At 40.3% G+C, this 19901-nt stretch carries 14 protein-coding genes and 1 pseudogene; 11 read left to right on the top strand and 4 right to left on the bottom strand.

Going from position 1 to position 19901, the window contains the following annotated elements; all coding sequences use genetic code 11:
• The first annotated feature begins 95 nt into the window (after window positions 1–95).
• A complete protein-coding gene (locus HEQ36_RS25290) occupies window positions 96–4229 on the top strand; it encodes a DNA-directed RNA polymerase subunit beta'' (protein ID WP_168636584.1) in 4134 nt (1377 codons plus the stop codon).
• A 692-nt stretch (window positions 4230–4921) separates the two neighbouring features.
• Here HEQ36_RS25290 and HEQ36_RS25285 read toward each other — a convergent pair.
• Window positions 4922–5290, bottom strand: a complete 369-nt coding sequence (locus HEQ36_RS25285) for a hypothetical protein (RefSeq protein ID WP_053540075.1) — start codon at window positions 5288–5290, stop codon at window positions 4922–4924.
• Between the two features lie 179 nt (window positions 5291–5469).
• Between HEQ36_RS25285 and HEQ36_RS25280 the strand changes: the two genes are divergently transcribed.
• The 6 genes and pseudogenes from HEQ36_RS25280 to HEQ36_RS25255 all read left to right on the top strand — a co-directional run bounded on the left by HEQ36_RS25280 (window position 5470) and on the right by HEQ36_RS25255 (window position 10169).
• On the top strand, window positions 5470–6015 hold the full coding sequence (locus HEQ36_RS25280; protein ID WP_053540074.1) for a GIY-YIG nuclease family protein: 546 nt from the start codon (window positions 5470–5472) through the stop codon (window positions 6013–6015).
• A 1170-nt stretch (window positions 6016–7185) separates the two neighbouring features.
• On the top strand, window positions 7186–8280 hold the full coding sequence (locus tag HEQ36_RS25275; protein WP_267902194.1) for an HlyD family efflux transporter periplasmic adaptor subunit: 1095 nt from the start codon (window positions 7186–7188) through the stop codon (window positions 8278–8280).
• Between the two features lie 22 nt (window positions 8281–8302).
• Entirely contained in the window at window positions 8303–8569 is a 267-nt protein-coding gene (locus tag HEQ36_RS25270; RefSeq protein WP_267902193.1) for a hypothetical protein, read from the top strand.
• 367 nt (window positions 8570–8936) lie between these two features.
• Window positions 8937–9287, top strand: a pseudogene (locus HEQ36_RS25265) (ATP-binding cassette domain-containing protein); the annotation flags it as partial.
• 28 nt (window positions 9288–9315) lie between these two features.
• The gene (locus tag HEQ36_RS25260) at window positions 9316–9873 is read left to right on the top strand and encodes an ABC transporter permease (protein ID WP_053540071.1); all 558 of its coding nucleotides are present in this window, start codon (window positions 9316–9318) and stop codon (window positions 9871–9873) included.
• The gene (locus HEQ36_RS25255; protein ID WP_367272422.1) at window positions 9846–10169 is read left to right on the top strand and encodes an ABC transporter permease; all 324 of its coding nucleotides are present in this window, start codon (window positions 9846–9848) and stop codon (window positions 10167–10169) included. Before HEQ36_RS25260 ends, HEQ36_RS25255 begins: the two co-directional genes overlap by 28 nt.
• 37 nt (window positions 10170–10206) lie before the next feature.
• On the opposite strand, the gene HEQ36_RS25250 is transcribed toward HEQ36_RS25255, so the two are convergent.
• The 3 genes from HEQ36_RS25250 to folB all read right to left on the bottom strand — a co-directional run bounded on the left by HEQ36_RS25250 (window position 10207) and on the right by folB (window position 13994).
• The gene (locus HEQ36_RS25250; protein ID WP_168636583.1) at window positions 10207–12984 is read right to left on the bottom strand and encodes a ParA family protein; all 2778 of its coding nucleotides are present in this window, start codon (window positions 12982–12984) and stop codon (window positions 10207–10209) included.
• Window positions 12981–13475: a hypothetical protein gene (locus HEQ36_RS25245; protein WP_053540069.1), complete on the bottom strand. Its 495-nt coding sequence runs from the start codon at window positions 13473–13475 to the stop codon at window positions 12981–12983. Before HEQ36_RS25245 ends, HEQ36_RS25250 begins: the two co-directional genes overlap by 4 nt.
• A gap of 153 nt (window positions 13476–13628) precedes the next feature.
• Window positions 13629–13994 (bottom strand): dihydroneopterin aldolase, encoded by a 366-nt coding sequence (gene folB / locus HEQ36_RS25240; RefSeq protein WP_168636582.1) that lies wholly within the window; start codon window positions 13992–13994, stop codon window positions 13629–13631.
• Between the two features lie 12 nt (window positions 13995–14006).
• Between folB and menD the strand changes: the two genes are divergently transcribed.
• From menD to HEQ36_RS25220, 4 genes are all read left to right on the top strand, one after another.
• Complete coding sequence (menD, locus tag HEQ36_RS25235) at window positions 14007–15716, top strand: 2-succinyl-5-enolpyruvyl-6-hydroxy-3-cyclohexene-1-carboxylic-acid synthase (protein WP_168636581.1); 1710 nt, start codon at window positions 14007–14009, stop codon at window positions 15714–15716.
• Window positions 15717–15878: 162 nt separating this feature from the next.
• Window positions 15879–17459 carry a phosphoglycerate dehydrogenase gene (gene serA, locus HEQ36_RS25230; protein ID WP_039201298.1) on the top strand — a complete coding sequence of 527 codons (1581 nt, stop codon included), beginning with the start codon at window positions 15879–15881 and terminating at the stop codon, window positions 17457–17459.
• A gap of 210 nt (window positions 17460–17669) precedes the next feature.
• The gene (prmA, locus tag HEQ36_RS25225; RefSeq protein ID WP_053540066.1) at window positions 17670–18590 is read left to right on the top strand and encodes a 50S ribosomal protein L11 methyltransferase; all 921 of its coding nucleotides are present in this window, start codon (window positions 17670–17672) and stop codon (window positions 18588–18590) included.
• Window positions 18591–18713: 123 nt separating this feature from the next.
• Window positions 18714–19751: an agmatinase family protein gene (locus HEQ36_RS25220; RefSeq protein WP_168636580.1), complete on the top strand. Its 1038-nt coding sequence runs from the start codon at window positions 18714–18716 to the stop codon at window positions 19749–19751.
• The last annotated feature ends 150 nt before the right edge of the window (window positions 19752–19901 follow it).

Genomic DNA, 19901 nt, shown 5'->3' with positions numbered 1-19901 from the left:
CCCACTCCCCCCACTCCCCCACTCCCCCCACTCCCTCTGACTCCTTCAACTAACAACTAATGATTGGGCGCAGGCCCTGCGCCCCTACTAAAATTATGACTAAAGCAGTTTTTCGCAATCTGGTGGTGAACAAGGGTAAATTAAGAGACTTGATTTCCTGGTCTTTTACCCATTATGGGACGGCGCGGACGGCGGTGATGGCAGATAAACTCAAGGAGTTGGGTTTTCGCTATGCTACCAAGGCGGGTGTGTCTATTAGTGTGGATGATTTGATGATTCCTCCTTCTAAGAAGGAATTGCTGGAGGCGGCGGAGACGGAAATTTTGGCGACGGAGGAACGCTATCAACGAGGGGAAATTACTGAAGTTGAACGTTTCCAAAAGGTAATTGATACTTGGAATAGTACCTCAGAAGCGCTCAAGGATGAGGTGGTGGTGCATTTCAAAAAAACCAATCCCCTCAATTCTGTGTATATGATGGCTTTTTCGGGGGCGCGGGGCAATATTTCTCAGGTGCGGCAGTTGGTGGGGATGCGGGGACTGATGGCAGATCCCCAGGGGGAAATTATTGATTTACCAATTAAGACTAATTTCCGTGAGGGGTTGACGGTAACGGAATATATTATTTCTAGTTATGGGGCGCGGAAGGGGCTGGTGGATACGGCGCTGCGGACTGCGGATTCGGGGTATTTGACCCGGCGGTTGGTGGATGTGTCCCAGGATGTGATTGTGCGGGAGTTTGACTGTGGCACTAATCGTGGTTTGACGATTGGGGCAATGGTGGAGGGGAATAAAACTCTGATTAAACTGGCGACGCGGTTGATGGGTCGAGTGGTGGGTGAGGATGTGGTGCATCCAGAAACGGGGGAAATCATTGCCCCTCGGAATACCCCTATTGATGATGATTTGGCGATCGCCATCCAAAAAGCCGGAGTACAGAAGGTGACTGTCCGCAGTCCTTTGACCTGTGAGGCGGCGCGGTCGGTGTGTCAGCACTGCTATGGTTGGAGTTTAGCCCATGCCAAGATGGTGGATCTAGGGGAAGCTGTGGGGATTATTGCGGCGCAAAGTATTGGCGAACCGGGAACCCAGTTAACCATGCGGACTTTCCACACCGGGGGTGTATTCACAGGGGAAGTAGCCCAACAGGTGCGATCGCAGGTGTCAGGAACGGTAAAAATTCCCCGCAAGTTACAAACCCGTCCCTATCGGACTCGACATGGTGAAGATGCTTTGTATGTGGAAGCCAATGGGACTTTGACGATTGAAGGGGATAAGAAATCGGGAACGGGGGAAAGCCAAGAAATTGCTGTTACCCAAGGTTCAACGCTGTATATCCACAATGGTCAACAGGTACTAGCGGATCACTTGGTGGCTGAGGTGGCGCTGGGAGGCAGAACTACCAGAACCAATACAGAAAAAGCCGTCAAGGATGTGGCTACCGACTTGGCTGGGGAAGTGAAGTTTGCCGATGTGGTGGCGGAACAAAAAACCGACCGTCAGGGCAATACCACTGTCACCGCCTCTAGAGGGGGGTTGATTTGGATTCTGTCGGGGGATGTATATAATTTACTGCCCGGAGCAGAATTGGTGGTAAAAAATGGCGATGCGATCGCTACCAATGGAGTCTTAGCGGAAACCAAATTAACCACAGTTCATGGGGGTGTGGTGCGGTTGCCAGAAGCGATTCCAGGGAAAGCCACCAGGGAAATTGAGATTATTACCGCTTCCGTAGTGTTGGATCAGGCAGCAGTAACAATCCAGAGTTCCCAAGGACGGAATAATTACCTGATTACCACTACCAATCCCGATAATGGGGCGATATCGGAGTTTAACTTGCGGGCGACTCCAGGGGCGAAGGTACAAAATGGTCAGGTAGTGGCAGAATTGATTGATGACCAGTACCGGACAACCACCGGGGGCTTACTGAAGTTTGGCGAAGTGGAGGTACAGAAAAAAGGTAAGGCGAAATTGGGCTATGAGGTAGTCCAGGGGGGAACACTGCTGTGGATACCAGAAGAAACCCATGAGGTGAATAAGGATATTTCCTTGTTACGGGTGGAAGATGGACAGTATGTGGAAGCGGGGACGGAAGTAGTCCAGGACATCTTCTGTCAAACTGGTGGGGTAGTGGAAGTTACCCAAAAGAACGACATTTTACGGGAAGTAGTGATTAAACCCGGTGAACTGTTGATGGTAGATGATCCAGAGACAGCGATCGCCCATGACAATACATTTTTGCAACCCGGTGAGGAACTGCAAGGAACTGTAGCTACGGAATTGCGCTATGTTCAGTATGTGGAAACTCCTGAAGGTCCAGGGTTGCTGAGTCGTCCGGTGGTAGAATTTGCTGTCCCCACCAACCCTGATGTTCCAGCCACCACTTCCGTCAGTCAGCAGACAGGGCGCTCGATTCAACTGCGGGCGGTGCAAAGGATTCCCTACAAGGATTCAGAACGGGTGAAGTCGGTGGAGGGTGTGGAACTGCTACGGACACAGATAGTATTAGAAATTGAGCAGGAGACGGAGGGAGAACACGGCAGTTCACCTTTGGCGGCGGACATTGAACTGATTACAGACCCAGAAGATGGGGAGATTCAAAGACTACAGTTAGTAATTTTAGAGTCTTTGGTAGTGCGCCGCGACATTACCGCCGATGCCACCCAAGGCAGTACCCAAACTAATTTGGAAGTGGTGGATGGTGACACCATTGAACCGGGGGCTGTGGTAGCCCGGACGAAGATATTATGTAAGGAAGGGGGGATAGTCCGGGGTGTGCAACAGGGGGCAGAAACAGTCCGCCGTTGTTTAGTATTGCGTGCCAATGATTTGGTGACGGTGAATACCAATGTCTTACCCACCGTCAGTAAAGGTGATTTGGTCGTGGAAGGAAGTGCGTTAACTCCCGGTATATTCGCTGCGGAGTCGGGGCAGGTGGTGGAAGTAGTCAGTAGTCAGTCGTCAGTGGTCAGTGGCAAAACAACGGACAACGGACAACACTTCGACAAGCTCAGTGCATCGCTGACAAAGGACAATTCAGCTTACACCATTACCCTCCGCGTCGGTCGTCCTTACCGGGTGAGTCCGGGGGCGGTGTTACAGGTAGAAGATGGGGACTTGGTGCAACGGGGTGACAACTTAGTGCTGTTGGTATTTGAACGGGCTAAGACTGGAGACATTATTCAAGGTTTGCCCCGGATTGAGGAACTGCTAGAAGCCCGTAAACCCAAGGAAGCTTGTATTTTAGCCCGTCGTCCGGGGGAAGTGAAGATTGTCTATGGCGATGGGGATGAGGTGACATCCATCACCAGAGAAGCCTATGCCATTAAAATTGTTGAAGCCAATGGCACAGTCACCGACTATCCCCTTGGACCTGGGCAAAACCTGATTGTTCCCGACGGGGCGCACATTGTAGCCGGACAACCCCTCACCGACGGACCCTCCAACCCCCATGAGATTCTGGAAATATTCTTCAGTTTGGGGTCAGAGGATGGGATCTATGCCTGTGCAAGCCACGCTTTGCAGAAGGTACAAACCTTTTTGGTGAATGAAGTACAGATGGTGTACCAATCCCAAGGCATTGACATTTCCGACAAACACATCGAGGTAATTGTCCGGCAAATGACCAACAAAGTGCGGATTGATGACGGTGGCGACACAACCATGCTACCGGGGGAACTGGTAGAACTCCGGCAGGTGGAACAGGTGAACGAAGCTATGGCAATTACCGGTGGGGCGAGGGCAGAATACACTCCCATGCTATTGGGGATTACCAAAGCATCGCTGAACACCGACAGTTTCATCTCTGCGGCTTCTTTCCAAGAAACCACCAGGGTCTTAACAGAAGCCGCCATTGAGGGCAAATCGGACTGGCTGCGGGGACTGAAGGAAAACGTGATCATTGGGCGCTTGATTCCTGCGGGGACTGGCTACAACACCTACGAAGAAGCGGGGGTAATTGATGATTACGTAGTAGATATGGGCAGTGGCATCTTAGATGAAGTAGATGATTCATTGGACATGGTACTAGACGACCGCACCGCAAAACTCTACAACCTCGACGCACCGGGCATGGGCGATAGTGGCTTTGGTAGCAAAATAGGAGAACGGCTACTACTCGATGAGGATGATTTAATTGCTGATGAAATTAACGACCTAGTTATAGAAGATGACGATGATTTCGGAGAAGAAGAGGAAGATGATGACGACGATGATTTTGATGATGAATAAACTCTAGGACACTGCGGCGAAGGGACTTCCAAATAAAAAAATACTCAACCACCTAACGCAAAAATCTCTCAAACCCTTATTCCTCTGTGTCCTCTGCGCCTCTGTGGTTCGTTAATCAGGATAATTTATTTCTTGGAAGTCCCTAATAGCATTAACGTAAAACCCATAGCCCGCCTAGTCTAATAGCAGAAGTCATCTGAAGAAGGCTACGGTGTAAACACAAGTTAAATTACCCCCCTTAATCCCCCCTTATCAAGGGGGGAAACCGGAAAAATTAGTTCCCTCCCCTTCACAAGGGGAGGGTTAGGGTGGGGTAATTTGAGGAATAATGGTGATTCGATAACCTGTGTGTACACCGTACTTACAAAGGGGGGCTAAATTCCTCAAAGTCCCCCTTTTCAAAGGGGATTTAGGGGGATCTGCGGGTGTCAGATCCCACACGAAAAAGTTTTCAAACAACCTCTTAGAGACTTCCAAATAAAAAAATGTCCCAAAACTAACGCAAAAACCCTCCCTATTTCTTCTCTCTCTGTGTTCTCTGTGCCTCTGTGGTTCGTTTGTTCATTTATTTATTGGGATAATTTATTTCCTAGAAGTCCCTTAATCAGATTTAAGCCAGTTTTCTACTGATATCTGAATCTGTTCCCTTGCCCCAAGGACAATTTTTAACACCCACCTACTTATATCCATTATTAAAAATCACCCAGCTTGATCTTAATTCCAGAATCTAGGGGAGGAACTTTTAGATATTCAACTGGCTCATAAGGGTTACGATTTGAGTTATTACTGGGGCATAATTTCAAAAAAGACTCTGGATTCTTGATATAATCAAGAGGATTTATTTTCTTACATTCTGGCTTGCTGATACTGAAATATGGTTCAGGATTGACTTGGGGCATCTGATACCAATAACTGTCAATTGTGATTGGTTGTGTGATTAACTCTGCTGATTGATCATGTTCAACTCCGATAGGAGAAACTGGTTGAGGTTTGGCATTTATACTTTTATGAGCAAAAAACTCACATAATAAAAAAGTTAGGATTAAAAAAGGTAATTTCATTTGATAATGGTGAAGATGTGGAAAGTTTTTTGGTTTAGAGACTTCCAAGAAATAAATTATCCCAAGAAACGAACCACAGAGGCACAGAGTACACAGAGAGAGAATTTTTGCATCAGTTTTGGGACATTTTTTTATTTGGAAGTCTCTTATGATTACAATAACAAATTTTTAATTCACTTATGACAACAGAAATAAACTTACCAACCTTAGCTAGTTTAGAATATCATGCCTATATTGATAATGATGGTGAAGTCATAGTCACCTTTCAAGAAAAAATTGGAGTTTACGCGATTTTTAATCAGGATAAAATTCTGCAATTTGTTGGCTATTCTCGTGATATTTATCTAAGTTTAAAGCAGCATTTAGTCCGTCAACCTCAAAATTGTTATTGGGTAAAGGTACAAACCATAGAACGTCCTAATCGAACAATTTTGGAAGCTATTGAAAATGCTTGGATTACGGAAAATGCTAATCCTGATATTCCGAACATCGAAAATAAACAAAAATGGAATAATCCTATAGATGTGAAAGAATTAATGACACCAGAAGAACAAAATAATTATCAAAATATAGCTATTGATGAATTCGGAAAAAGCAAGGTTTTAAAAAATGTGGCGCGGCGGGTTGAAGAAGAAATTTTAGGAGTTCTCAAAGACCGGGGAGTCAATACTCAAATCCGCTTTAATCCAAAATTAAAAGAAACAGGATTATTAGATTTAAAATGAACATCAGAGACTGGGAACGAGACGAATCCCTACCACATCTCGTTCCTAGTCTCTGACTAGGAATGCAGGTAATGAGGCTCTGCCTCTAATATCATAAGAATATCCGGTAAGTGGGAAACTCAGTGGCTTGGCTCCCTGAGAGGAAAGCGACACGGGCGGTTTTAACCGCTTTGAATCTTTTTTCATTACCGCCTTGGAGTTAAGAAATTCGGGGTACTTTTGTGGTGTACTTTCAACGGGACAATTACCGATTCAAATTTCCCAACTCTGTACGCATAATGTGTTGCTCCGAAGAGCCTCCCATTTCTGGGGTAATGTTATACTCCGCAAGGGAATAAATTGAGCTTTTGCTTAAAGGTAATATATGGATGTAAAAACGCAAGTTATTACCTTTTCAAGTATAGCTAGATGCCTCCGGCACGCTGGCGCGAACGACCAGTTATAAGAGCTTGCTTGAGCTTGCAACACTGTTCCAGTGACCTTAGAACTGTTTAATCACAAGCGACAGAGCGGGGAACTAGTGAAGCAGCGCGGTCTTGGGGGTTTCCCCCATGAGCGACTGCTGAACCCCGAAGGGGCTACGCATTCGGTGGGTGTCGTGACTCAAATAACGGCTACCATGAGACTAAGCTCAGGGTGGTCTGGTCAGTACAGCTTGTTTGATTACTCTTGCAAGCTCAGTCCCTTTAGGGCTGGGTTACTGACTGACTATCTATATCAATAGGATTTCAGGGCTTTGGCAATAGTATTGACTAGACAGTCTAGTATGCATTTTAAGGTAGAGGTTGTTGACACTCCCCGCGTCTTTAGACCGGGGATTCTATAGAGAGTTTCAGTCTATATCTCTCAGTTATCCCAGCTTCAGGCAGGGTTCCTTAAATATTTGGGTTCCTGCCCTGATCCTGTTTGCCATTACCGGCAGAATCATCTCTGACAAGCGTAACTTTCCGAGAGTCCCCCGGTAGGTTTTTAATGTCTTTGCTGACAATTTAACTGTATCACGAATATGGATTAAAATTTGAAGTTATTTCAAATTTTTAAATTAATGTCAATGCAGGATAAAGGAAAGCCTCTAGCCTTCATCCCTTGTCTAAAGCACAGATGTAGCTGACTTAGGAAGCTACATCTTCAAGGGTTTTCGGCATTTCCCTTATAATTTAGTATGCTACTATGTCTCAAACTGCGCCAACATCTCCAGACAATTTTCTTAATGTTCCTATACCACCATCTAAGCAGCGAAAGGGTAAAAAACCAATTCCTTTGTTATTGGGGTTGTTAGTCGTGGGGGGTAGTCTTGGTTATGTCCTGTGGCAAAATCGCCCCCAGGGAGAAGTAGATGTACTCAAATTAAGTGGTAGAATCGAGGGCTACGAAACCGAAATCGAAATCGGGATTAAACGTTCGGGAAGAATCGAGTCCATTGCCTTGAGAGAAGGGGCTTATGTCAAAAAAGGACAAGAATTAATTAAGTTAGACGACAGTAATGATCAACTGTTACAAGAGAAATTACGAGGCACTGAAGCACGATTAACATCTGCACAATCCGATGAACAACAGGCGATCGCAGAGGTGGATAGAGTGCAAAGTGAACTTGAACAAATTAACAGTCAAATTAGGGAAGCAAAGCTGAATTTACAACAGTCCGAGGGGGATACCCAAGGACGAATTCAACAGGCAAAATCTAATGTAGCGGCGGCTAAGGCTCAATTATTACAAACTCAAGCTCAAGTGAAGCAAACAGAGGCAGAGGTAAAATTAGCGAGAATTAACAGCGATCGCTATGCCCAGCTTATCAAAGAAGGCGCTATTAATCAACAACAATTTGACCAATCACAAACCACATTAGAGACAGCCATAGCCACTCTAGAAGCCCGAAAAGCGGCTGTAAATGCGGCACGAGAACAATTAAGCGCTATCCAAGGGGCATTAACTCAAACCCAAACCACAGGCTTTAATCCTGGCATTCGTAATGCTCAATTAGAAGCATTAAGCAGAAAAAAAGACCAGAGTTTTGCTCAAATGAAATCTGCTCAGGCTAAAGTCAGATCGGCTCATGGTAAAGTCAGAGATGCCTTAGCATCAAAACAGCAAATCCTCACCCAAATAGCAGACTCGAAAAAAGATTTAAATGTTGTTAGTCCTTTAGATGGGGTAATAACTTCTCGCAGTGCAGAACCCGGTACAGTAGTTAGTAGTCAAACCAAAATTTTAACAATAGTTGATCCCAAAAATATAAAATATATATCTGCGAGGTTTTATTCCTGAAGGTGATATTGGCAAAGTCCGATTGGGACAAATTACTAAAATCTTTCTAGATTCTGCACCGGAAAAACCCCTAAATGGTAAAGTAATTTCTATTGATCCTCAAGCTTCTTTTACTACAGAAAATATTTACTTCCAAAAAGATCGGGTGCGACAAGTAATAGGAGTTCGCATTCGAGTGGAAAATCCTCAAGGTTGTTTTAATCCCGAAAATCCCTATAAAGAATCAGATTTACCCTGTGCTAAAATCGGAATGCCGGCAGATGCGGAAATTAGGTTACAAGGTAATTAAGAGAAACAAACCACAGAGGCACAGAGGACACGGAGAAATGAGAGTTTAAAATATTTTCTGCATAAGTCATGGGGAGTTAAGAATGACTAATTACCAATCACCAATTACCAATTAGCCATTACCAATTACCAATTACCAAACAGAGGCTATTAAGGTTAGTAATTTACAAAAGAAGGGAACAGGGAACTCTTAACTGGGAACAGGGAGCAAATAAGAAACACTCATTTGCACCAGTTTAAAGCTCAGTCAAAAAAAGGATGTTTTTAAAAGATGCGTAGCACGAAAAAAACAGTGTCATTATTTCAATCTCATGTTTTTAAACATGAGTTTTTCCTGTTCCCTGTTGCCCGTTCCCTGTTCCCTCTGACATAAAGATTATGGGAAGTTAGCCGCAGTTAGAGGAATTAATTTTACTGTTAATAAGGGGGAAATGTTTGGTTTGATTGGTCCTGATGGTGCGGGGAAAACTACCACTTTTCACATTTTAGGTGGTGTGATGGTAGCGACTGCGGGGGAAGTTTTGGTATTTGGTCAACCTGCACGAGATGCGCGGTTAATGACGGGATATTTAACACAACAATTTTCTCTATATTTGGATTTGAGTATTGATGAAAATTTACGTTATGCGGGAGGTTTACGACAAGTTGATGATGATTTGTTATGGGAACGTCGTCATAAGTATCTGACATTAATGAGTTTAGAACAATTTGGCGAGAGGTACTATTCAAAGAGTTACCAATTTCTTTATGCAGCAAGAAGGACTTTTACCAGCTACTAAAAGAATTACCGCTAGAATCCGTTTGTGGTTTAATCCTGGTAGATTAGAATCTCTATATATTGTTCCCGGAGTATATGGTGTAATTCTATGGATTTTTCCATCTTTACTAACAGCGATCGCAATGGTTAGAGAAAAAGAAAAAGGGACTATTTTACAAGTTTATGCTTCTAGTATCAGTGCCACAGAATTATTATTAGGTAAAGGCATGGCTTATCTATTAATTGCCATAACTGAAGCATTAGTTGTGATAGGATTAGGGGGAATTATTTTTAAATTAAGCGTTGTTAATAAACCTATCACTTTATTACTGGGAACTTTAATATTTTTGATAGATAGTGTAATGTTTGGTTTACTTGTTGGAGTCCGTAGCAATAACCAAAATTCAGCGGTACAAATCATTTCTCTGGTGGGGTTTATTACCTCTTTGTTATTATGGGAATTGTGGTATTTAATTTGCCATTTCGGGGGAGTTTTTTGCTATTTATTTCTTTATCAAGTATGTATGTATTTGTGGGAATTAGTTTAGGAATTATGTTAGCGACTGTTTGCCGTTCTCAACAACAAGTATTACTCACATCTTTCTTTATTAATTTACCAATGGTGCAGACATCTGGGGCAATTTCTCCGATTGAAGCTATGCCTCCTTTTTTCCAAGTTTTATCTTTATTAAATCCTCTTCGTCATTACATCACCATTGTGCGGGGTATTTTACTTAAAGGAGTTGGTTTAGATGTGCTGTGGATTCATGTTTTAGCATTACTTGGTTTTGCTGTGGTGTTGTTGAGTATTAGTGTGAGTAAGTTTCGGAATCAGTTGAGTTAAGATAAATTGAAGATTTGCGAAATTCAAAAAAAGATAATTACAAAATTCCTTTTCCTAGTACCCGACGCTTCAACGCTACTATTTTAGGTCGCGCACCTTTACCTGAAAAACCTAAACCTTCTCGGAAAATCTCAGGCATATAAAATCGCTTTATTTCATCTTTTTGTTTATCTTCATAAATCACTCCCATGTCTTCTAATAATATTACTGTTTTTTGACCCATAGCAAACTCTTCTACATCAAAAGGAATTATCTTTTGAGTCGCAGGATATTTAGGAAGTGTATCTTCTACCCATGTTTTGAAAGCTGGATATTCTTCTTTAGCTTCTCTTACTTTTTCTTCACTACATGGTTTCAGAGCGCGACGAATTGCTGGAGGAGGTAAAAGTCGGCTTGTAGACCATTTTTCAAATTGTACTTCTTTAGCTCTATTTACTGTAATATCAGCTGCATTATACAAAAAACGGACAATATCTCTGGCTTGAAGTCTGCCTTTAAAATCTGTTAAAGCTGCAAATACCCAAGAAGCTGTGTAGGCTTCTTTAGCCTTATCTGTTCCCAGTGTTTTACCCCATAGTTGCTCTAATTCATCTATGATATTTTCTTTAGTTAGACTGTAAATACTATCTTTTTTTGCAGCTATTACTTTAGATTCGCTACAAATCCAATAAACTAATCTCAAGAAAGAATCTTGATTCCAATATAAATCATAAGCACGGTAAAGGCTTTCAAACTGGCTTGAATTTTGAGTAATTGTATATCTGATAAAATCACGACGTAAGAAAATTATTACACCAAGATGAGATTGCCTAATTTCTGATAATTCCTTTGGTAAATCATCAATTAAAGCTCTTAAAGCAATCTTCTCTTGATTACTAGAACCGATCTCCTTAAATATATCTTCTAATCCATCAAACAAAAAGATAATTTTTAATGCTTTATCTTTTAAATATTGATTTATTTTACCAAGTGTATTAGGAGTATCTATATTTGGATTAATACCTATAGCTCTGCCAATTTCACCAACCCAGAATTCCGTCCATTTTGGTTCATTCCAGTCTTCGTATTTAACTGCATTTTTAACCCTAGTAGCATACTCTAAAGGTTTAAATTCAGAACTATTATTACCCAAAGCTTCTCTAACCTCATTTCTAGCTTTTTTGATAACAATTTTTGCATTATCCTGAACATTACTAGACTCAAGTAAAGGAAATATATGGGTTTTTGACTCAGTTTGATTATTTGTATGATCAATATAATTCAGAAAATTTTCCCAATATTTAAACCGTGATAACTGTATATAATTAAAAGTCTTTCCAGCCCCTTTAGCTCCAATTGATACTATATGAGGTAATTTATCTCTAAAGTTAGTAACTAAGTTCCGCAAAGGTTCTGTTATCAGCAAATCTTCTCCTTGTCCTTGTTCAGCGTTCTCATATCTCCGGCACAAATCTCTAAGTCTTTGAACAGATTGCTGTAAATTGTTTTCCGGTGTATTATCTGAGATTGATTCTTGATTTTTTGGATTTGGTAACTGTTGTTTTGCCCACTCTATAGCAATTCCCATGACTGAAATTGAAGTTCTATTTAATTTAGAGCGTGCATCTTCCCAGTCATTTACATAAAGTAATTCCTCTACAAAATAAGCTTCTTTTATTTCCAATCTTGGCTCATCTAACTTATCTTCTTGTGATTGTACATAAGCAGATATTAGTTCTACTAAGGCAGTATCAAATGCTGGTAATTTTTTAAATTCTTCTTTTAACATACTGATTACTATTGATGGATCATAGTATTCTTTATCTTTAACTTCTGCTTCTAATGGTGCAACTTTGCCAATTTGTTTTAAAACCAAACTTGTACCCTGAATAGATTGATCATTGATTGTTGTTACAAGAAAACGCTGGATTCTGGGGTCAAAAATTATGGGACTAGATATTTCACTTAAACCTGCTCTCAAATCTATAAAAACATAATCTACACCTAAAATTTCACCTAAATGATGAATAGCATTACCATATTCCCATGTTCCATCTATACCTCTGACTAAATGTTCAGGTAAAATAGGTATATCTAATAATTCATTTTCTTTTAGAAATGCAGGTAAAAAATAAATTTGTGAATTTCCTTCATGTTTCACTGATTTTTTTACTTCGTTAGCAAATAAAGCAAGTGCTTCTTCTCTATTAATTGGTGAATAATGGTAAACTTCTAAAAAATTAATAAAAGAAACGGATGGTTGTTGTTTTGCCAACGCATTCCAATAGGTAAGACCTGGTGCTTCCAAATCAGCATCAATAACTAACACATTTATAGACTTATTTAACTCTTTAGCTCTATCTAACAAAGCAAAAAGATGGGCTGTTAAATTTAATGTTCTTCCTACACCACCTTTAAAAGAATAGAACGCTATTAAACTAGGTTTTTCTGTATATGCTTCTGGGAGCTTAACTATTTTTTTGACAGCAGGTTCTGTCTCTGAATCACTTTCTAAATAAGCAATTTCTTCCCAAAAAGGACGTATCTCAATATCTGTTATATAAGGTTCTTCTTCTGAGATAAATTCTACGGGTAATGTAGCATCACCAATATCAAATCGAATAACAGATTCCTCTTCATCGTACCAATCTCCAAACCATTCTTTTAATACGTCATTGACTTTATTTATAAAATTTTCATCAGAAATATTTATTTCTACAGCATCAGAAAAACACCTAATACTTACTATGTTCTCTGGTAAATTAGTCCCATAGTTAGTTTTGCGTCGAAAAATTCTTCTAATATCAAGCCAAGTCAGTAATTTAAAATCTTTCATAGTCCTTGAAGTTCTTTTTTAATCAATTCAACAATGTTTAACAATTTTTCTTCTATGTCTTTGTCTGTTATTTTTTCCCGTTTATTCTCACTCTCATCTTTTTTTAAGATGAACTTCCCTCCATAGCGCCAAATCTGGTTAATGTTATCAGGCGTTAATTGTCGTTCTTGTTTTATCTTAACATGAGAATTATCCTGAATATCTTGAATAAATAACTGTTCTGGTAGTTTCCACATTTGCAATGAATTATTACCAGGGTATAAACCCTCTAACAACTCATTTATATCATGTCCATATTTTAATATTTCTGGACATAAATCAGTACGACTTACGTTCTTTCGCTTCATCAAAACTGCTTTTAAGCCACATTCAACGGCATAAAATAATAATAAGCGGTGGGCATTAGTTCGGACTCTATTATGATTATGATAGGCAGAAGAATTTTCACGCCATGCTCTTTGCATTTCCCTGTCTGTAAAAGTGATCGCCATTCCCGTTAACTAAGATTTTACTCAGTTATTTTACGTCAAAATCGCGCTACCCATTAACCGATCATACCGATATTTCAACTCATCCTCTGTTAAAGTCCAACACTCCCTAATTGATACATTTGTAATAAACCAAATCTTTCTGCGTGACTCTTGCTACTGGGGTTTACTTCTAGTCAATTCAATACTAATTTTGCCGCTAAAATCAGGAATAGGTGCAGCGGGTTTACTGAGAATAACTTGTACTTGATTAATCCCATTCCTATCCTCTAAAATACCATCAGCGATCGCCCCAGCTAGTCTTTCCACCAATGCAAACTTTGAGGTTTTTAGCAAATTTTGCACTAAGCTAATTATCTGCCGATAATCTATAGTATCTTCAATATTATCTGTTTTAGCGGGTTTAGAAAGATCCAACCATAATTTAACATCTACCTCAAACCATTGTCCTAATGCTTGTTCTTCTGGTAAAAATCCGGTATAACCATAGCCACGAATTCCTGTTAAATGAATACAGTCCATAATCTCTAATCAATGCAACTTACTTTTAATAATCTTAATCTTCTTTGGTCTTATGTATTAACAGAAACCCTCAAACGCTTGGGTTTAAATTGCGCTGTCATCTGTCCTGGTTCTCGTTCTACACCATTAACGGTGGCTTTTGTGCAACAAATACCAGATATTGAAGCTATTCCCATTTTAGATGAACGTTCAGCGGCTTTTTTTGCGTTGGGACAAGCCAAGGCAACGGGAAAACCTGTAGTATTAGTTTGTACTTCTGGAACTGCGGGGGCAAATTTTTATCCAGCGGTAATTGAAGCTAGGGAAAGTCGCGTACCTTTATTAATATTAACTACCGATAGACCAGCAGAATTACGGAATTGTCATTCTGGACAAACTATTGACCAAGTGAAATTATATGGTAATTATCCCAATTGGCAAGGGGAATTAGCTACACCTTCTCTAGATGTGGGAATGTTAGATTATCTCCGGCAAACGGTAATTCACGCTTGGGAACGTTGTCAATTTCCCAATTCTGGCGCAGTACATTTAAATATACCTTTTCGTGACCCTCTCGCGCCCATTCCTGATGGTACAGATTTTACCTTAGATGTGGAAGATTTCTTTGCGGGAATAGTTTCCACCCCATTACCAATTACCAATTACCAATTACCAATTACCAATTACCAAAAAGGCATTATTATCGCTGGTGTAGCCCAACCACAAGCCCCGGAGGAGTATTGTAGAGCGATCGCCAACCTTTGTCAAACTCTTCAATGGCCTGTTTTAGCTGAAGGACTTTCCCCGGTTAGAAATTACGCAGATTTAAATCCCTATTTAATTTCCACCTACGATATTATTCTCAGAAATCAAAACCTTGCCCAAGAATTAACTCCAGAAATAGTTATCCAAATTGGCGAAATGCCCACAAGTAAAGAATTACGTAATTGGTTAATTACTACTAATCCTCAACGTTTGATAATTGATAATTGTGATCAAAATTTAGACCCTTTACATGGAAAAACCACCCATTTAAGAATTTCAGTTACAGAAATTGGTAAGTTGGAAATTGCAAATTTAGGAAAAAGTGAATATTTACAAAAATGGTCTACAGTAGAAAAGCAAATCAGGAAAAATATTGATGATGATTTGGAAAATGTAGATGAATTAATCGAGAGTAAAATTGCTTGGTTAATTTCCCAAATCTTGCCACCGGAAACACCCATATTCATTGCTAATAGTATGCCAGTGCGAGATGTGGAATTTTTCTGGAAACCCAATAATTTAAGAATTAAACCCTATTTTAATCGGGGTGCAAATGGCATTGATGGTACACTTTCCACTGCGTTAGGAATAGCACATCATCAGCAAAGTAGTGTGATGTTAACAGGAGATTTATCTTTATTGCATGACACCAATGGTTTCTTGATTAGCAATAAATTTATTGGACATCTAACAATTATCTTAATTAATAACAACGGTGGAGGAATTTTTGAAATGTTACCCATTGCTAAATTCAATCCGCCTTTTGAAGAGTTTTTTGCTACTCCTCAAAATATTGATTTCTCTCATTTATGCGCGACTTACAAGGTGCAACATCAGTTAATTAGTTCTTGGGAAGAATTGCAAGATAACTTAAAACAACTACCAAAAATGGGAATTAGAGTTTTGGAAGTCAAGACAAACAGGAAAAGAGATGTGGTGTGGAGAAGAGAAAATTTAGTAAAATTTGGTAACTTGTAAGTAGTTCAAATATTCAGATCCCCGACTTCTTAGAGAAGTCGGGGATCTATGTTTAAGTCCCCTATCAAAACCGATTTCGATAAAATTTCCCCAAGTGCCACAGATAAAGATTAAACTAAAAAGTCTTGCAAAGCAAAACCTGTCAACCAAAATCAAGTAATTATGTCTAAGGTTCTTGTCTCCGACCCCATTGATCAAGTTGGTATTGATATTCTTTCCCAAGTAGCTACAGTTGATGTCAAAACCAGCCTCAAACCAGATGAACTCAAAGCCATCATTGGCGAGTATGACGCGCTGATGATCCGTTCTGGAACTCGCGTTACTCAAGAAATTATAGAAGCCGGTACAAAATTAAAAATTATTGGCCGTGCTGGCGTGGGTGTGGATAACGTTGATGTCCCCGCAGCTACCCGCAAAGGGATTATTGTCGTCAATTCCCCAGAAGGTAATACCATTGCCGCAGCCGAACACGCCTTAGCCATGATGTTGTCCTTATCTCGTCATATTCCTGATGCTAATGCTTCAGTAAAACGTGGTGAATGGGATCGTAAAAGTTATGTTGGTTCGGAAGTATACAAAAAAACCCTCGGCGTTGTCGGGTTAGGAAAAATTGGTTCTCATGTTGCCAGTGTCGCTAAGGCTATGGGCATGAAACTCCTCGCCTATGATCCATTTATCTCCACAGAAAGAGCCGAACAACTGGGTTGTCAACTGGTAGACTTAAATTTGCTATTCCAGCAAGCCGACTATATCACCTTACACATTCCCAAAACCACAGAAACTGCCAACTTAATCAACGCTAAAACTTTGGCGTTAATGAAACCCACTACCAGGATTATTAACTGCGCTCGTGGTGGCATTATTGATGAAGCGGCTTTAGCAGTGGCAATCAGAGATGGTGTAATTGCCGGGGCTGCATTAGATGTGTTCGATTCCGAACCATTAGGTGAATCGGAATTGCTACGCTTAGGTAAAGATGTTATTCTTACACCTCACCTCGGTGCTTCCACTGCTGAAGCCCAAGTTAACGTAGCCATAGATGTGGCTGAACAAATTCGGGATGTGTTATTAGGACTATCCGCCCGTTCCGCGGTGAATATTCCGGGACTTAGTCCTGATATCCTAGAAGAACTCAAGCCTTACATGGAATTAGCGGAAACCTTGGGGAACTTAGTTGGTCAACTCACCGGCGGTAGAGTTGAGACACTTAATGTTACACTGCAAGGAGAACTGGCAACTAATAAAAGTCAACCCTTGGTAATAGCTGCCCTGAAAGGACTTCTTTACCAAGCCCTGCGGGAACGGGTAAATTATGTCAACGCCACCATAGAAGCTAAAGAACGAGGAATTAGAGTTATTGAAACCAGGGACGCTTCGGCACGGGATTATGCTGGTTCGTTGCATCTTCAAGCCACAGGAACTCTAGGTACACATTCTGTTACAGGTGCTTTGTTGGGTGATAAGGAAATCCACTTAACGGATGTTGACGGTTTCCCCATTAACGTTCCCCCCAGCAAATATATGCTGTTTACTCGACACCGTGATATGCCCGGTATTATTGGTAAACTCGGTTCTCTACTGGGTAGCTTTAATGTCAATATTGCCAGTATGCAGGTAGGTCGGAAAATCGTTCGTGGTGATGCTGTTATGGCTCTCAGCATTGATGATCCTTTACCCGATGGCATTTTAGCAGAAATTAAAAAAGTGGAAGGTATTCGAGACGCTTATACAGTCACACTTTAACTGTGATTTTTGGGATTTATTTGATGAAGATGATTAAATAATTTGAGAATTAGAAAAATCATCTTTAACTATGATTTTTGTGATTTATTTGATTAGGATGATTAGAAGGATTATCTTAATTATCCTAGTCATAAAAATCATAGTTTGTTTTCCCCAATCACCAATCACCAATCACCAATCACCAATCACCAATCACCAATCTAAAATTCTATGGCAAATACCTGGTGGGAATTAAATATTTTATCTGAACTAGATTTAGAAGAAACTATATTTTGGCGGTTAGAAAACTTTGGCTGTCGTGGTACAGCAGTAGAAATTAAGGGCAATGTCTCTTTTGTTAAGGCTTATTTACCCACCTTTAAAGTACAACTGCTAGATTTGGCTGCTTTATCGCTATGGCTGCGTCAAGATGCCCTGTGTGTAGGACTCACCGCACCCGTGGTGCATTGGGGCTTAATTGACGAAGAAGACTGGTCTAGTAGCTGGAAACAACATTGGCAACCTGAAGAAATAGGCGATCGCTTTCTCATTAACCCTGCTTGGTTACCTCTACCTGAATCCCTAGACCGATTGGTAATTCGTCTTGATCCAGGCGTAGCCTTTGGTACAGGTAATCATGCCACCACTCAACTATGTTTAGAATCCCTAGAAATGCGCTTCAGTGAAATCCCCCAATCCTTCCTAGACACAGAAGAACCAAGAAAACCTTTAATTATCGCCGATATTGGTTGTGGTTCAGGTATTCTAGGCGTTGGGGCAATATTATTAGGTGCGGGTAAAGTCTATGCCGTTGATAACGATCCTTTAGCCGTAAAATCTACTTTTAGTAATCGCACTCTGAATGAGATTCGTCCAGATTCTTTAATCCCTCTTGAGGGTAGTGTAGACATAGTCCGAAAAATCATTGATCAACCTGTAGACGGGATTGTTTGCAATATTTTAGCAGATGTAATTATCGAATTACTCCCAGAAATGACCGCCATTACCAAACCTAGCACTTGGGGTATATTCAGTGGTATTTTACTAGAACAATCTAAATCCGTTGCTGATGCTTTAGAACAAAATGGTTGGATTGTAGCTACTCTCTGGAAAAGAAAAGAATGGTGTTGTTTAAATGCCCGTCGTTCTTAATTATAATTTATGGATTTTTTCCTATTGGATATCACCAAAATTAATGGTAATTAAAATCAGCAAAGATTAAGAAAATATTGATAAAATCTAAATATCAATCCCTAACCAGCACTAATTTTCAATATGAACGACTCCATTGAAAACTACAATCCCAACAACGTAGCCGAAAAAAATGGCAACTTCATGGGATTACCATTTAATTACGATTCAGCCAACTTAATTATCTTCCCCATACCTTGGGAAGTCACGGTTTCCTATCGTGCCGGAACGGCCAACGGTCCACAGCAAATTTTAGATGCTTCACTGCAAATAGATTTATTTGATTTTGATCATCCTGATGGTTGGAAACAGGGAATATTTATGGTAGAAATTCCCCAGGAAATGATTGAAAAAAATAACTATTATCGTCAACAAGCAGCCATAATTATTGAACGTCAAGCCCAAGGTAAATCCCTAACAGACTCACCGGATTTAACTCCTATTCTAGAGGCAATTAACAAAGCAGGGGAACAGGTAAATCATTGGTTATTTACCCAAGCACAAGCAGCAATAAATCAAGGTAAACGAGTTGCTGTTATTGGTGGTGATCACAGTTCGCCATTAGGCTACTTTCAAGCTTTAGCTAATCAATATGATGACTGGGGTATTTTACATATTGATGCCCATGCAGACCTACGTAATGCCTATGAGGAATTTGAGTTTTCTCATGCGTCTATTATGTTTAATGCCATAAAAATACCGCAAATTTCTAAATTAGTCCAAGTAGGTGTACGAGATATTTGTCATGATGAAGTACAAATAATTAATCAATCAAATAATCGCATTATTGGTTATTATGATTCAGCAATTAAACAACAACTATATTCTGGTAAGACTTGGTTGTATTTATGTCGAGAAATTATCAATCATTTACCAGAAAAAGTTTATATTAGCTTCGACATTGATGGTTTAGACCCTAAACTTTGCCCCAACACAGGTACTCCTGTCCCTGGCGGACTGGAATTAGAACAAGTTTATTGTCTATTCCGCGAACTGGTAAATAGTGGTAGAAAAATTATTGGTTTTGATGTTTGTGAAGTTGGTGATGCTGAATGGGATGGTAATGTCGGGGCGCGAACAGTTTATAAGTTAGCAAATTTATTAGATTTATCTCAGAAATAGGGAACAGGGAACAGGGAACAGGGGACAGGGGACAGGGGACAGGTGACAGGGGACAGGGGACAGAAGTAATTTTCCAATTACCAATTACCAATTACCAATTACCAATTACCAATTACCAATTACCAATTACCAATTACCAATTACCAATTA

It is taken from the genome of Anabaena sp. 54 (genome assembly GCF_017355725.1).
In the GTDB taxonomy this organism is placed as follows: domain Bacteria; phylum Cyanobacteriota; class Cyanobacteriia; order Cyanobacteriales; family Nostocaceae; genus Dolichospermum; species Dolichospermum heterosporum.
This window is presented reverse-complemented; position numbering and strand designations above follow the sequence as displayed.